Here is a 13,451-nt window from a genome sequence, read left to right as displayed (position 1 = left end):
AATAGACAATGTGTCTATTGCCCGCCCTCCTCCGTTCCCCGAGGCTTTGCCCATGCCTGAACCCGCCTTCTCCCGCCGCGCCGCGCTGCGCGGCCTCGGTGCCGCCGGCCTGTTCGCGGCCCTGACCGGCTGCGGTGTGCCCGCCGCGTTCGTCCCCGAGGACCGGCGGGGAGGCCCGGACCGCTCCGAGGGGGACAAGCGGGTCGCCTTCTCGAACTGGCCGCTCTACATCGACACCGACGACGAGGACGAGGAGCGCCGGCCCACGCTCGACGCGTTCACAGGGAAGACCGGCATCGAGGTCCGGTACACCGAGGAGATCAACGACAACGACGAGTTCTTCGGCAAGGTCAGCCCGGCCCTGATGAACCACCAGGAGACCGGCCACGACCTGGTGGTCGTCAGCGACTGGATGGCCGCCCGCTTCGTCCACCTGGGCTGGGCCCAGAAGATGGACCGCTCGGCGCAGCCCAACGTGGCCGCCCACCTGGACCCGCAGCTGCGCTCTCCCGCCTTCGACGAGGGCCGCCTGCACACCGTCCCGTGGCAGTCGGGCATCACCGGCATCGCCTACAACCGCAAGGCGCTCGGCCGGGAGATCAAGTCCGTGGGCGACCTGTGGCAGCCGGACCTAGCCGGCAAGGTCACCCTCTTCTCCGGCCTCGACGAGTCCTTCGCCCTGCTGATGCAGGGCAACGGCGTGGACGTCACCCGGTGGACCGAGTCCGATTTCCACCGGATGTGCGACCAGGTGGAGAGCATGGTGAAGAAGAAGCACATCCGCCGCTTCACCGGCAACGACTACACCTCCGATCTGAGCAAGGGCGACGTCCTGGCCTGCCAGGCGTACTCCGGAGACGCCATCCAGCTCCAGGCCGACAACCCGGACATCGAGTTCGTGGTCCCGGAGGAGGGCGCCGAGCTGTGGGCGGAGAGCCTGCTCGTCCCCAACCTGGCCCGCCACAAGGCCAACGCCGAGGCCCTGGTGGACTACTACTACGCCCCCGAGGTGGCCGCCGCGCTCGCCGCCGCCGTCAACTACGTCTGCCCCGTCCCGGCCGCCCGGGAGGTCCTGGCCGCGTCCGAGGACAAGGAGACCGCCGGGCTCGCCGAGAATCCGCTGATCTTCCCCGACGCGGAGATGCGCAAGCGGCTCGTCGTGGCCCGGGACATCTCCTCGGCCGAGCGCCGCTCCCTCGCCCAGCGCTGGAACGCCATCGTCGGCCTCTGAGCACCCGACGCCGACGGGAACGATCACGATCCGGCGTAGAACTGAACGCGTTCAGGAAATGTGCTGAACGTGTTCAGAAACCGGCGTACGCTTCCTTCCATGAGCGAGAGAAGCGCCCTTCAGCGGCGGATCCGTGCCTGGCTGGTCCTGTTCATCGTCTGCCTCGTGCTCAGCGGTCTCACCGCCTTCCCCCTCGTCGGCGAAGTCCGCTGGGCCAACTCCCTGGTGTCCCACGAGTGGCTCCGGCGGGTGGGTGACGGGCTGGACCGGGCCGACGCCGACTACCCCTTCCTCCTCTACGGCACCGACTGGCTCGCCTTCGCCCACCTGGTGATCGCCGTCTTCTTCTACGGGGTCCACCGCGACCCCGTCCGCAACGTCTGGATCGTCGAAGCCGGCATGATCGCCTGCGCCGGCGTGATCCCCCTCGCCCTGATCTGCGGCCCCATCCGGGGCATCCCCTTCGGGTGGAGCCTGATCGACATGTCCTTCGGGGTGTTCGGGGTGATCCCCCTGATGGTGCTCCGCCGCATGATCAAGCGCCTGGAAGCCATGCCGGGTCAGGACTGGCGGGCGAAGGCCGCCGCGACGATCCCGTAGGCCACCTGGTTCATGTCCCGGCCCTTGGCGTCGGTGGAGTTGACCGAGTAGACGAGGGTCCGCGAGAGATCGCGGGCTCCGCCGATCACGGTGCTGTACCCGAAGCGAGAGCCGGTCTTGCCGTAGACCACCGTGCCGTCCGCCAAGGCGAACCGCTTCATCCCCGCGGTCTGCACGGCGTCCTCCCCGGACTCGAAGTCGGTCACCGCGGGTACCGTGAACATCTCCTCCAGCTGCGCCTTCGGCACCACCCGCCCGGCGAACAGGGCCTCGGTGAACCTCTCCAGGTCCGCCGTCGTCGATATCAGGTCCCCGGCCGCCCAGTTGGACGAGGAGTTCCACTCCGTCACGTCCACCAGCGAGGTCCCGCCACCCGGCTTCGCCACCGCCTGGTAGCCGTGGTGGTGCGGGCCCGCGATCCGGTTCTCCGCGGGCGACGGAACCGAGGTCCGGTGCAGGCCCAGCGGCCTCAGGATGCGGGCGGACAGGGCCTGTTCGTACGACGTGCCCGTCAGCTTCTCGATCAGTACGCCCAGCACCGTGTAGTCGATGTTGAGGTAGTGCTGCCGCTCGCCCGGCCGGAACTCCGGCCCCCTGGCCGCCGCTCGGGCGATCAGCGCATGCGGATCGACCACGTCGAACCGGTGCGCGTACTGCGCCTCGAACGAGTCCCCCGGGCCCTCGGCCGCGGGGATGCCGCTCGTGTAGTTCAGCAACTGACGCACGCTGATGGGCTCGAAGCCGCCCGGGCCGGACGGCAGCAGCCCCTGGAGGTACTGCTGCACCGGCCGGTCCAGATCGACCTTGCCCTCGGCGGCCAGTTGGAGGACGACCGCCGCCGTGAAGGTCTTGGTCACCGAACCCGCCCGGAACCGCGCCTCCTCGAACGCCTTGCGCCCCGTACGGACATCGGCCACGCCCGCACCGCCCGACCACCGGCCGCTCGTACCACCGACGCGGACCAGCGCGGCCGTCGCGTCCTTGTTGTCGGCCCCGACCCCCGCGATCGCCTTCCGCAACGCCGCCGCATCGGGCGGACTCGTGTAGAGGGGCGGCGCCTCGGCCCCCGCCGACACCCGCGCGGCCGCCGCCCCGGACGCCGGAGCCGGCGCCGGAGCGGCGCCGGCGGCAGTCGGCCCGGCCGCGATACCGAGGGCCAAAGCGGTGGCGATCAGTGTGCGCGTACGTACGTCCATGGCGGGAACCCCCTGTGAGCCACCCAGGGCCCCAGCGGCCCCGATGACTCAATGCTGCAGGTCACAGGGGTTCCCGCGGATCACCCCCGAGAGGGGTCTTCGCCGGTACGACAACTCACCTGCGCGAGGGAGGAGCCCACCCCCCTCTCACTCCCCGGAGGGAGATACCTCCGAGCCAGCCCCGCTTCCGACCCCGCTCCCCGCCGCACCCCCGATCCCGATCAGGCCCGTCTCGTACGCGCAGATCACCGCCTGGATCCGGTCCCGCAGCCCCAGCTTCGCCAGCACGTTCCCCACATGGGACTTCACCGTGTGCTCGCTCACCACCAGCGCGGCCGCGATCTCCGCGTTCGACAGCCCCCGCCCCAGGTGCAGCAGCGTCTCCCGCTCCCGCGCCGTCAGCACCTCCAGCCCCCGCGCGGGCAGCGCCCCCGCGGCCGCCGGCCGCGCCGTCAGCGCCGTGTACTCCTCGATCAGCCGCCGCGCCACCGAAGGCGCCAGCAGCGAATCGCCCGCCGCCACCACCCGTACGGCATGCACCAGATCGTCCCGCCGCACGTCCTTCAGCAGGAACCCGCTCGCCCCCGCGTGCAGCGCCTCGTACACGTACTCGTCCGAATCGAAGGTCGTCAGCATCACCGTCCGGCACGCGCTCCCGGCCGTGATCGCCCGGCACGCCTCGATCCCGTCGAGCACCGGCATCCGGACGTCCAGCAGCGCCACGTCCGGCCGCAGCTCCCGCACCGCCGCCACCGCGGCCGCGCCGTCCCCGGCCTCCGCGACCACCTCGACGTCCTCCTGCGCGTCCAGGATCATCGCGAACCCGCTGCGCACCAGCTCCTGGTCGTCCGCCACCACCACACGGATCGTCAACTCCCCACCTCCAGCGGCGAGGTTACAAGGACGACGCGCAGCGAGAACCCCAGGCCACCGGGGCCGCGGCCGTAGTGCGCCGTTCCGCCGTGCGCCGCCGCCCGCTCCCGGATCCCGATCAGCCCGTGCCCACCGACCGCGCCGCCACCCGCACCACCGCCCGCACCGCCGCCCGCGGCCGCGGGTCCCGGCCCCCGCCCGTCGTCCGTCACCGTCACCGTGAGCGCCCGCGCCCCGTACTCCAGGCGTACCGACACCGCCGACGCCCCGGCGTGTTTCACCACGTTCGTCAGCGCCTCCTGCACCACCCGGTGCACCGTCGCCTCCAGTGCCGCGGGCAGCGCGCGCACCGCCCCCGTCCGCTCGTACGACACCCGCAGCCCGCTGCCGCGGACCCGCTCCAGCAGTCCCGGCAGTTCCTCGATCCCGGGCTGCGGCGACCGCGGAGCGGCCTGCGACCGCGCCGCCGGGTCCGCCCGCAGCACCCCCAGCATGGTCCGCAGCTGGGCCATCGCGTCCCGCCCCGTCTCGGCGATCGCGTCGAAGGCCGCCTCCGCCCGCTCCGGGGCCCTGCGCATCGCCACCGGACCGGCCTCCGCCTGGACGATCATGATGCTGACGGCGTGCGAGAGGACGTCGTGCATCTCCCGTGCGATGCGGGCCCGTTCGCGCGCCGCCGCCTGCTCCGCCTCGATCCGGTTCGCCCGCTCCAGCTCCGCGGCCCGCGCCTCGACCGCCTCCGTGTACGCCTGCCGGGTGTACTGGAGCCGCCCCAGCGCGTACGCCGCCGCGAAGACGAACAACGCGAACAGCAACTCCCTCGCCGTCCCCGTGTTGAGCGCCACGGAGGCCAGGATCAGAGCGGTCAGGGTCACGCCCATCGTGATCCGCACCCGCGCCGGGCACAGCAGGGCCATCGTGTACACGCCGATCAGCGGGGCGTACGGCAGCGGCTGGCCGGGGCCGTCCAGCGCGAGGGTGTAGAGCGTCCCCGCCGCGACCATCCCGAAGATCGCCGCCACGGGCGCCCGCCGCCGCCACACCAGCGGCACGTTGCCGAGCGTGGTCAGCGCGTACGCGGGCCACGTGGCCGGCGAGTCCAGCGGATCGCGCGGTACGACGAACGGAATCGTCGTCGCGACCTGGACCAGCAGCGTCAGCCCGAGGTCCCGCCACCGCGGATCCGCCCGCCGGATCCGCTCCCCCCAGGCCCGTATCACCGCCCGGGTACGCCGAGTTCGACCCGTACGCGGGCCAGCACGTCCAGCCGGTTGGTGGTGACGGAGTCCACCCCGGCCGCGATCAGCCTGCGCATCGCCCAGGCGGTGTCCGCGGTCCACGCCGAGACCAGCAGGCCCTCGCGGTGGAGGGCGTCCGTCAGCTCCCGGTCCACGAGTCCGAAGCGGTAGTTGAGCCAGGACGGCGCCACCGCGTCGATGAGCACCCGGCGCGGCGGCGCCAGCGTGGTCCAGGTCAGCGCGATCTCGGCGCCCGGATCGGCGGCGCGCACGGCCAGCATCGTGTCGGGGCCCGCGCAGTAGTACGTACGGTCGCGCGCCCCGCACTCCCGGACCTGGCCGACGACCGTGCGCACGGCCTCGGCCGTGGCTCCGGGCAGGTCGATCATCACCCGGCCCGCGCCGGCCGCCATCAGGGCCTCGCGCAGCGTCGGGACCCCGCCCTGCGTCAGCTCCTCCAGCTGCGGGGCCGTGACGGCGTCGAGCCGCACGTCGTGGCCCCACAGCCGCTGGAGCGTCTCGTCGTGGAGCAGGACCGGCCGCCCGTCGCGGGTCAGCCGTACGTCGATCTCCACCGCGTCCGCTCCGCGTGCGAAGGCGGAGCGGATCGAGGGCAGGGTGTTCTCGCGGACACGGTAGGGATCGCCGCGGTGACCGACGGCCGTCAGGGTGCGCATGGCACCCATTGTCCGCAGGCGTCAGCGCGCCAGCCAGGCGGAGGTGTACGTGTCGATCTCCTCGATGATCGCGGCCTTGCCGGCCTCGTCCAGGAAGGAGGCCTCGACGGCGTTCTTCGCCAGCTGGGCCAGCCCGCGCTCGTCGAGGTCGAGGAGGCGCGCGGCGACCGCGTACTCGTTGTTGAGGTCGGAGCCGAACATCGGCGGGTCGTCGCTGTTGATGGTGACGAGCACGCCCGCCTGCACCATCTCCTTGACGGGGTGGCGGTCCAGGTCGGTCACGGCGCGCGTGGCGATGTTGGAGGTCGGGCAGACCTCCAGCGCGATCCGGTGCTCGGCGAGGTAGGCGAGGAGCTCCGGGTCCTGCGTGGCGCTGGTGCCGTGGCCGATGCGCTCGGCGCCCAGCTCGCGGATGGAGTCCCAGATGGTCTCCGGGCCGGTGGTCTCGCCGGCGTGCGGCACGCTGTGCAGGCCGGCGGCGCGGGCGGCGTCGAAGTACGGCTTGAACTGCGGGCGCGGCACACCGATTTCGGGGCCGCCGAGGCCGAAGGAGACCAGGCCCTCGGGGCGCAGTTCGACGGCGAGGCGCGCGGTCTCGGCGGCGGCCTCCAGGCCGGCCTCGCCGGGGATGTCGAAGCACCAGCGCAGGATGACGCCGAGCTCGGTCTCGGCGGCCTTGCGGGCGTCCTCGATGGCCTCCATGAAGGCCTTCTCGTCGATGCCGCGGCGGGTGGAGGAGTACGGGGTGATGGTCAGCTCGGCGTAGCGGATGTTCTGCCGGGCCATGTCGCGGGCGACCTCGTAGGTGAGGGTGCGTACGTCGTCGGGGGTGCGGACCAGGTCCACGACGGAAAGGTAGACCTCGATGAAGTGGGCGAAGTCGGTGAACGTGAAGTAGTCGGCGAGCGCCTCGGGGTCGGTGGGGACCTTGGAGTCGGGGTGGCGGGAGGCGAGTTCGGCCACGATGCGCGGGGAGGCCGAGCCGACGTGGTGGACGTGGAGTTCCGCCTTGGGGAGCCCCGCGATGAAGGGGTTCAGGTCGGGCATGAGGGAGCCTCCGGGAGGACGCGGGTGCGGACAGATCGGGCTTCATCGTAGGCAGCTCAGGGACTGTCGGTGACAGCACATAGCATGGGCGTACGAGAGGGGGGCGCCGCATGACCGATCAGAGCCCCGAGCCGAAGGACCCGTGGGCGCCGCCGGAGCGGCCGGCGGTCGAGCTCGGAAAGCCGCAGGCGACACCGGGGGTGTCGGGTCCGCCGTCCGTGCACGACCAGCCGACGATCGCGGGGATGCCGGGGGGCGACACCCCGCCGGAGCGGATACCCGGGCCGGCGCCGACACCGGCTCCGACGCCCACGCCCCTGCCCGCGCCGGGTGCGGCGGCGCCCGCGTACGGCTACCCGGCGCAGCCGGACCCGGGGGGCTACGCGTACCCCGGACCGCCGCCCGCGCAGCCGGGGTACGGCCATCCCGGCCAGCAGGGCTATCCCGGGTATCCCGGGTACCCCGGATACCCGGGCTACCCCGGCTACCCGCAGAAGAGCAACGGTTTCGGGATCACCGCGATGGTCCTCGGCATCATCGGTGTGGTCACCTGCTACCTGGGCGTGCTGTTCGGCATCCCGGCGCTCGTCTTCGGCATCCTGGGCCGCAAGAAGGCCCAGCGCGGCGAGGCCGACAACGGCCCGATGGCACTGGCCGGAATCATCCTGGGCGCGATCGGCATCGTGATCGGCCTCCTGATGATCGGGCTCGTCATCGCGGGCGTCCTGCTCGGTGGCAGCGGAAGCGGCTCCGGTTCGGTCTACGACGACGACTACGACTACGGCGGCGGTTCGTCCTCGCACACGCACGTGCGCGAGCGCGTCTGACGGAGCGGGCCCGGGCACGGGCCCGAGACACACCACGGCACAGGGCCCGGAGCGGGCAGCACGTGCCCGCTCCCGGCCCTGTCCGTCCGCAGGCGCCGTCCGTCCCTGCGGGGGTGGCGGCCTACGCCGCCCACGGCCAGTCGGCGTCCCGGCCGCCCTCGATCAGGGAGACCATCCGGAAGGCCGCGTCGCTGAGCCCGCCGAAGGTGTGCCGGTTGGCGGAGCCGGAGGGTGCGTGGCCCGTCCGGTACCCGGCCAGGTTCCAGGTGTACACCGGCACCTCGTCCGGGACGAGGGCCGTCGGGTCGCCGCCGTGGTGGTACGCCGCCTGCTCGTCGGTGACGATCAGGACCCGGTCGTGCCCCTTGTAGTACCGCCGCACGGCCTCCGTGGTGTTGGTGCCGCCGAGGTCCTCGAACCGCTCCAGCACCTTCAGTACGGACTCGCCCCGCGCGTACGGAACCTGCTTGCTGTCCGTACCGAACTGCACCAGGTCCGCCTCCTCGGCGCGCAGCGCGAGCGCGGTGCCGAAGACGGCCGCCGCGTCCGCGCGGTTCAGCTCCGAGCGGTCCGACAGCCGGGCCCACATCGACCCCGAGCGGTCCACGAGGACCAGCGTGCGGCCCGGCAGGGCCGGTACGTTGGCCAGCGAGTGGCCGAGCGCCCGCTCCAGCGGGTACGCCCAGCGCAGCGAGGGCGCGTGCTGGTAGGCGGCGAGGTAGCGGAAGGGGAACTGCCGGGACCGGGCGACGACTTCCGGGTCGCACACCTTCGCCGCGACCCGTGCGGCCACCGCGTCCGAGACGCCGGCCTGGTCGAAGTTGCGCAGGTTCCGCAGCAGGGCCATCGCGCCCATGGACGGGATGACCGCCTCCCAGGCGGCCGCGTCCATCGGCCCCTGCAGCCAGCCGGCCAGGGCCTCCCAGGTCATGCCCGCGGCGGCGAGCCGCTCGGCCCCGTCGGGCGCGGTCACCACGGCCCGCCGCTCCGCCACCGGCAGCTCCATGAGTTCCCGGTGCGCGCGCAGGGTGGCGTCGCCGGTGGGCACCTCGGCCGTCTCCGGGTGGTGCCGCCGGTCGAGGGCGTACCGGAACAGCTCGCCCTGCCAGGGCTTCGCGGGGTCGGGGGAGGCGTGCACGAGGTTCAGCACGTCGCCGAAGCGGAAGCCCTTGGAGGGGGTGTCGTACTTCAGCAGCGAGGTACCGGAGTAGAGCCTGCGCACGGCATCGGCGATACCGCGCTTGACGGGCTTGGGGACGCTGCGCCCGTACGTCGCCGTCCAGTAGGCCAGCAGCTCACCGGGCTCGTCCGCGCGCCGCAGTACGGAGTCCACGACCGCGCGGTTGGACGGGCCGCCGGTGGCTGCTGCGTCGAGCCGCGCCTTCACGTACTCGGCGGCTCCGACCAGCGAGGCCGTGCGCATGTTCCCGTCGCCGCGCAGCCAGCCCAGAAGACCCGCGGTCCACGCGGGGTCCTCGACGGCGAGGCGGCGCACGAGGGCCGCGAACCGGTCGTCGCGGGCCTCGCCGCTCTCGTAGAAGGTCCGCTGCGTGACGAAGTTGGCGACGGCGAGCAGGAACAGCTCGGAGCGCGCGTCGCGGACGAAACCGCGGCCGCCCTGGTGGTTGTCGGCGCGGCGGCCGGTGGAGCGCACGGGCGAGACGGGCCCCGCGGCGGCGGATGCCTTCCTGGGTGCGCGCAGGTTGAAGCGAGCCATGGTGAATCCCCCCGAATTCAGTGGAACGTGGGGGAGGCGTGACGTGCGGGATGCCCGAGATCGGAGTCGGTGACGGACTTATATCCAGGCGAGCCACCGAGCTGCTCCACCGGCCGGAGCCGGGCGGGATTCGAACCCGCGACCTCCTGGTCCCCCAAGTAACCGTCGCCTGCGCACCGGGCGTCCCGCACGCGGCCTCCCGAGATCAAGGTGGCGGCGGCTTGGGATTCTCTGCGAAAGAAGGAGCCGCAGCCCGCGCACCGGGAGGTGCGTGACGTGGGTGTCCAGAGATCGAGGTCGGCGAAACCACGTGCTGCTCTGCCAACTGAGCTACACCGGCCCGGAAGCCGGTGGCGGGACTCGAACCCGCGACCTGCCCATGAAGAGTGGAAGTAGGTCTCGCCTGCGCACCTGGACGAGACCCACCGTAGGCGGCCCGCTCGCCCGCCCGCCACGTATTTAGGCCCGCGTACGCAGCCGCTCGCGCGCCTCCATGAGCGCGAAGCCCAGCAGGTTCAGCCCGCGCCAGCGGGCCGGGTCCAGCGCCCGCTCGTCGTCCGCCGCCAGTCCGATGCCCCAGACGCGGTCCATCGGGCTGGCCTCCACCAGGACCCGGTCCCCGGTGCCCAGCAGGTAGGCGCGCAGCTCGGGGGTGGACGCGAACTTGTGCACGCTGCCCTCGACCACCAGCGCGAACCGCTCCCGCGCCCATATCGCGTCGTCGAAGCCGCGCACCAGCCGACCGGCCTTCTTGGCCTCCGCCGGGGTCTTCGCCCCCAGGGCGATCCGCTCCGCCTCGGCGTCCTCGAACAGGCGGGCCTTGCCGGCCATCATCCAGTGCTCGGCCGTGTCGTACCGGACATCACCCACGGTGAAGGGCGAGGGCCACCACTGGCTCAGACAGCTCGGGCCGAGCGCCCCGTCGGGGCGCGGCCGGTGCCCCCAGAACGGCAGGTACTTCACCCGCTCACCACGGTTGACCTGCTCGATCAACTTGTCGATCTTCTCCATGCACGCGAGTCTGGCAGTCGCCACTGACACTTCGTACGGGATTTGGGACGTGCCTCGACACATGGTCGACCGATTCCGTCGCGTAATCAAAAGGCAACAACGGAATCACTTGGCGGTGGGGAACACCTCTGCCAGGATCGGCACTCAATTCGAGCTGAAGCTACGGAGAGCGTGAGAGCGTCATGGGTAATCGCTTCCAGGTCAAGGACCGCTTCGCAGACGGCGCGCAGTACATCGACGGACAGCTGAGGTCCGGTACGTCCGGGCAGTCGCACACCATCGTCAACCCCGCCACGGGCGAGGAGGTGCTCACGTACGAGCTGGCCTCCACCGCCGACGTCGACGAGGCCGTCGCCGCCGCCAAGCGGGCCTTCCCCGCCTGGTCCGCGGCCACCCCCGGCGAGCGCTCCGACGCCCTGCACCGGCTGGCCGCCGTGCTGGCCGAGCAGGCGGAGGACTTCGCGTACGCGGAATCCCTCCAGTGCGGCAAGCCGATCAAGCTGTCCACCGAGTTCGACGTACCGGGGACCATCGACAACACCGCCTTCTTCGCGGGCGCCGCACGGCACCTCCAGGGGCAGGCGGCAGCTGAATACTCAGGAGACCACACCTCCTACGTACGCCGCGAGGCAATCGGGGTCGTCGGATCCATCGCGCCCTGGAACTATCCGCTCCAGATGGCCGCCTGGAAGATCCTTCCGGCGATCGCCGCGGGCAACACGATCGTGCTCAAGCCGGCCGAGCTGACCCCGCTGACCTCCCTGATGTTCGCGCAGGCGGCCAAGGACGCGGGCCTGCCCGACGGCGTGGTCAACATCGTCACCGGCGCCGGCCGCGACGCGGGCGAGCACCTGGTCGGCCACCCGGACGTGGTGATGACCTCCTTCACCGGCTCCACCGCCGTCGGCAAGCGCGTCGCCGAGATCGCCACCGCCACCGTCAAGCGGCTCCACCTGGAGCTCGGCGGCAAGGCGCCCTTCCTGGTCTTCGACGACGCCGACCTGGAGGCCGCCGCCCACGGCGCCGTCGCCGCCTCCCTGATCAACACCGGCCAGGACTGCACCGCCGCCACCCGCGCGTACGTCCAGCGCCCGCTGCACGACGCCTTCGTCGCCCGCGTGGCCGAACTGATGGGGACGGTCCGCCTCGGCGACCCCTTCGACCCGGCCACCGACCTGGGGCCGCTGGTCTCGCACGCCCAGCGCGACCGGGTCGCGGGCTTCGTCGAGCGCGCCCGCGGCTACGCCACCGTCGTCACCGGCGGCGAGGTCCCGGGCGGCGAGCTCGCCGAGGGCGCGTACTACCGGCCCACCCTCGTCTCCGGCGCCGCCCAGGACAGCGAGGTCGTCCAGTCCGAGATCTTCGGACCGGTCCTCGTCGTCCTGCCCTTCGACACCGACGACGAGGGCATCGAGCTGGCCAACGACACCCCGTACGGACTGGCCGCCTCCGCCTGGAGCCGCGACGTCTACCGGGCCGGCCGCGCCACCCGCGAGATCAAGGCGGGCTGCGTCTGGGTCAACGACCACATTCCGATCATCAGCGAGATGCCCCACGGCGGCTACAAGGCGAGTGGCTTCGGAAAGGACATGAGCGCCTACTCCTTCGAGGAGTACACGCAGGTCAAGCACGTGATGTACGACAACACCGCGGTGGCCGCGAAGGACTGGCACCGCACCATCTTCGGGGACCGCATCTAACCGTCCACGGCCTCGGCCGAGTGGCAGCCGGCCGCCTGACCAGCGGCGCCACCCCTCCCGAAAGGGCAGCTCATGGAGCAGTTCGAGCCCGACCGCCTCTCGGCGGCGCAACTCGCCGCGATACGGCGCAGCATCACCGGCGGGCGCGGCGCCCTCACCCGCCGCTCGCTGCTGCGCGCCTCCGGAGTCGGAGCGCTCACCCTCGGCGGCCTGGCCTCCCTGTCCGCCTGCGGCATCCCGCCGGCCAAGCGCGCGGGCGACACGGCCGTCGCCTCCGAGGACCACTCGGAGCAGGAGAAGGAGATCAACTTCTCCAACTGGACCGAGTACATGGACACCAGCGACGACGAGAAGTCCCACCCCACGCTGGAGGAGTTCACCAAGCGGACCGGGATCCAGGTCAAGTACACCGAGGACATCAACGACAACGTCGAGTTCTTCGGCAAGGTCCGCCCGCAGCTCGCGGCCGGCCAGGACACCGGCCGCGACCTGATCGTCGTCACCGACTGGCTCGCCGCCCGCATCATCCGGCTCGGCTGGGCGCAGAAGCTGGACCCCTCCCACCTCCCGCACGCCTACGCCAACCTGATCCCGCAGTTCCGCAACCCCGACTGGGACCCGGGCCGCTCCTACAGCTACCCCTGGACCGGCATCGACACCGTCATCGCCTACAACGCGAAGGCCACCGAAGGCAAGAAGGTCGACTCCGTCACGCAGCTGCTCGACGACCCCTCCCTCAAGGGCCGCGTCGGCTTCCTCACCGAGATGCGCGACAGCGTCGGCATGACCCTGCTCGACCAGGGCAAGGACCCCGCCAACTTCACCACCGCCGACTTCGACGCCGCCGTCGGACGGCTCCAGAAGGGCGTCGACACCCAGCAGATCCGCCGCTTCACCGGCAACGACTACACGGCGGACCTCGACAAGGGCGACATCGCCGCCTGCCTGGCCTGGGCCGGCGACGTCATCCAGCTCCAGGCCGGCAACCCGGACATCAAGTACGCGATCCCGGCGCCGGGTTACATCACCTCCAGCGACAACCTGCTGGTCCCCGCCCACGCCCGGCACAAGGCCAACGCCGAAAAGCTGATCGACTTCTACTACGAGCCGCCGAACGCCGCCCAGCTGGCCGCGTTCATCAGCTACGTGTGCCCCGTCGAAGGCGTCAAGGAAGACCTCGCGAAGATCGACCCCGCGCTCGCCGACAACCCCCTGATCATCCCGGACAAGGCGATGGCGGCCAAGGCCCACGCCTTCCGCTCCCTCAGCAGTGAGGAAGAGACCGCCTACGAAGAGAAGTTCGCCAAGCTCATCGGAGCCTGACCGACCCCCTC

The 13,451-nt window shown here is 71.7% G+C and carries 12 protein-coding genes; 5 read left to right on the top strand and 7 right to left on the bottom strand.

The window, feature by feature from the left end:
* Window positions 1–52: 52 nt before the first annotated feature.
* Together CP980_RS09180 and CP980_RS09175 are read left to right on the top strand one after the other, a co-directional pair.
* Complete coding sequence (locus CP980_RS09180) at window positions 53–1,231, top strand: ABC transporter substrate-binding protein (protein WP_150527951.1); 1,179 nt, start codon at window positions 53–55, stop codon at window positions 1,229–1,231.
* Between the two features lie 99 nt (window positions 1,232–1,330).
* A complete protein-coding gene (locus tag CP980_RS09175) occupies window positions 1,331–1,831 on the top strand; it encodes a hypothetical protein (protein WP_150527950.1) in 501 nt (166 codons plus the stop codon).
* Here the strand turns inward: CP980_RS09175 and CP980_RS09170 are convergent.
* The 5 genes from CP980_RS09170 to CP980_RS09150 form a co-directional block, all read right to left on the bottom strand.
* Window positions 1,792–3,027, bottom strand: a complete 1,236-nt coding sequence (locus tag CP980_RS09170; RefSeq protein WP_150527949.1) for a serine hydrolase domain-containing protein — start codon at window positions 3,025–3,027, stop codon at window positions 1,792–1,794. The two genes, CP980_RS09175 and CP980_RS09170, sit on opposite strands and share 40 nt — an antisense overlap.
* Window positions 3,028–3,174: 147 nt before the next feature.
* A complete protein-coding gene (locus tag CP980_RS09165; RefSeq protein ID WP_132757106.1) occupies window positions 3,175–3,900 on the bottom strand; it encodes a response regulator in 726 nt (241 codons plus the stop codon).
* Window positions 3,897–5,120, bottom strand: a complete 1,224-nt coding sequence (locus CP980_RS09160) for a sensor histidine kinase (protein WP_189999147.1) — start codon at window positions 5,118–5,120, stop codon at window positions 3,897–3,899. Before CP980_RS09160 ends, CP980_RS09165 begins: the two co-directional genes overlap by 4 nt.
* Window positions 5,117–5,815 carry a glycerophosphodiester phosphodiesterase gene (locus CP980_RS09155; RefSeq protein ID WP_229907428.1) on the bottom strand — a complete coding sequence of 233 codons (699 nt, stop codon included), beginning with the start codon at window positions 5,813–5,815 and terminating at the stop codon, window positions 5,117–5,119. Before CP980_RS09155 ends, CP980_RS09160 begins: the two co-directional genes overlap by 4 nt.
* 21 nt (window positions 5,816–5,836) lie before the next feature.
* Window positions 5,837–6,862 (bottom strand): adenosine deaminase, encoded by a 1,026-nt coding sequence (locus CP980_RS09150; protein ID WP_132757110.1) that lies wholly within the window; start codon window positions 6,860–6,862, stop codon window positions 5,837–5,839.
* 110 nt (window positions 6,863–6,972) lie between these two features.
* Here CP980_RS09150 and CP980_RS09145 point away from each other — a divergent pair, with 110 nt between their 5' ends.
* Window positions 6,973–7,689, top strand: a complete 717-nt coding sequence (locus CP980_RS09145) for a DUF4190 domain-containing protein (protein ID WP_150527947.1) — start codon at window positions 6,973–6,975, stop codon at window positions 7,687–7,689.
* 121 nt (window positions 7,690–7,810) lie between these two features.
* Here CP980_RS09145 and CP980_RS09140 read toward each other — a convergent pair whose 3' ends face one another.
* Window positions 7,811–9,406, bottom strand: a complete 1,596-nt coding sequence (locus tag CP980_RS09140; protein ID WP_150527946.1) for a TROVE domain-containing protein — start codon at window positions 9,404–9,406, stop codon at window positions 7,811–7,813.
* A gap of 459 nt (window positions 9,407–9,865) precedes the next feature.
* Window positions 9,866–10,417 carry an NADAR family protein gene (locus tag CP980_RS09135; RefSeq protein ID WP_189999144.1) on the bottom strand — a complete coding sequence of 184 codons (552 nt, stop codon included), beginning with the start codon at window positions 10,415–10,417 and terminating at the stop codon, window positions 9,866–9,868.
* Window positions 10,418–10,599: 182 nt separating this feature from the next.
* Here CP980_RS09135 and CP980_RS09130 point away from each other — a divergent pair, with 182 nt between their 5' ends.
* Window positions 10,600–12,117 carry a gamma-aminobutyraldehyde dehydrogenase gene (locus tag CP980_RS09130; RefSeq protein ID WP_150527944.1) on the top strand — a complete coding sequence of 506 codons (1,518 nt, stop codon included), beginning with the start codon at window positions 10,600–10,602 and terminating at the stop codon, window positions 12,115–12,117.
* Window positions 12,118–12,189: 72 nt separating this feature from the next.
* Complete coding sequence (locus CP980_RS09125) at window positions 12,190–13,440, top strand: polyamine ABC transporter substrate-binding protein (RefSeq protein WP_132757119.1); 1,251 nt, start codon at window positions 12,190–12,192, stop codon at window positions 13,438–13,440.
* Window positions 13,441–13,451 lie beyond the last annotated feature (11 nt).

Origin of the sequence: Streptomyces vinaceus, from assembly GCF_008704935.1 — a bacterium.
Taxonomy (GTDB): Bacteria; Actinomycetota; Actinomycetes; order Streptomycetales; family Streptomycetaceae; genus Streptomyces; species Streptomyces vinaceus.
The sequence above is the reverse complement of the archived record's forward strand: the minus strand, read 5'-3'. Positions and strand labels throughout refer to the sequence as shown.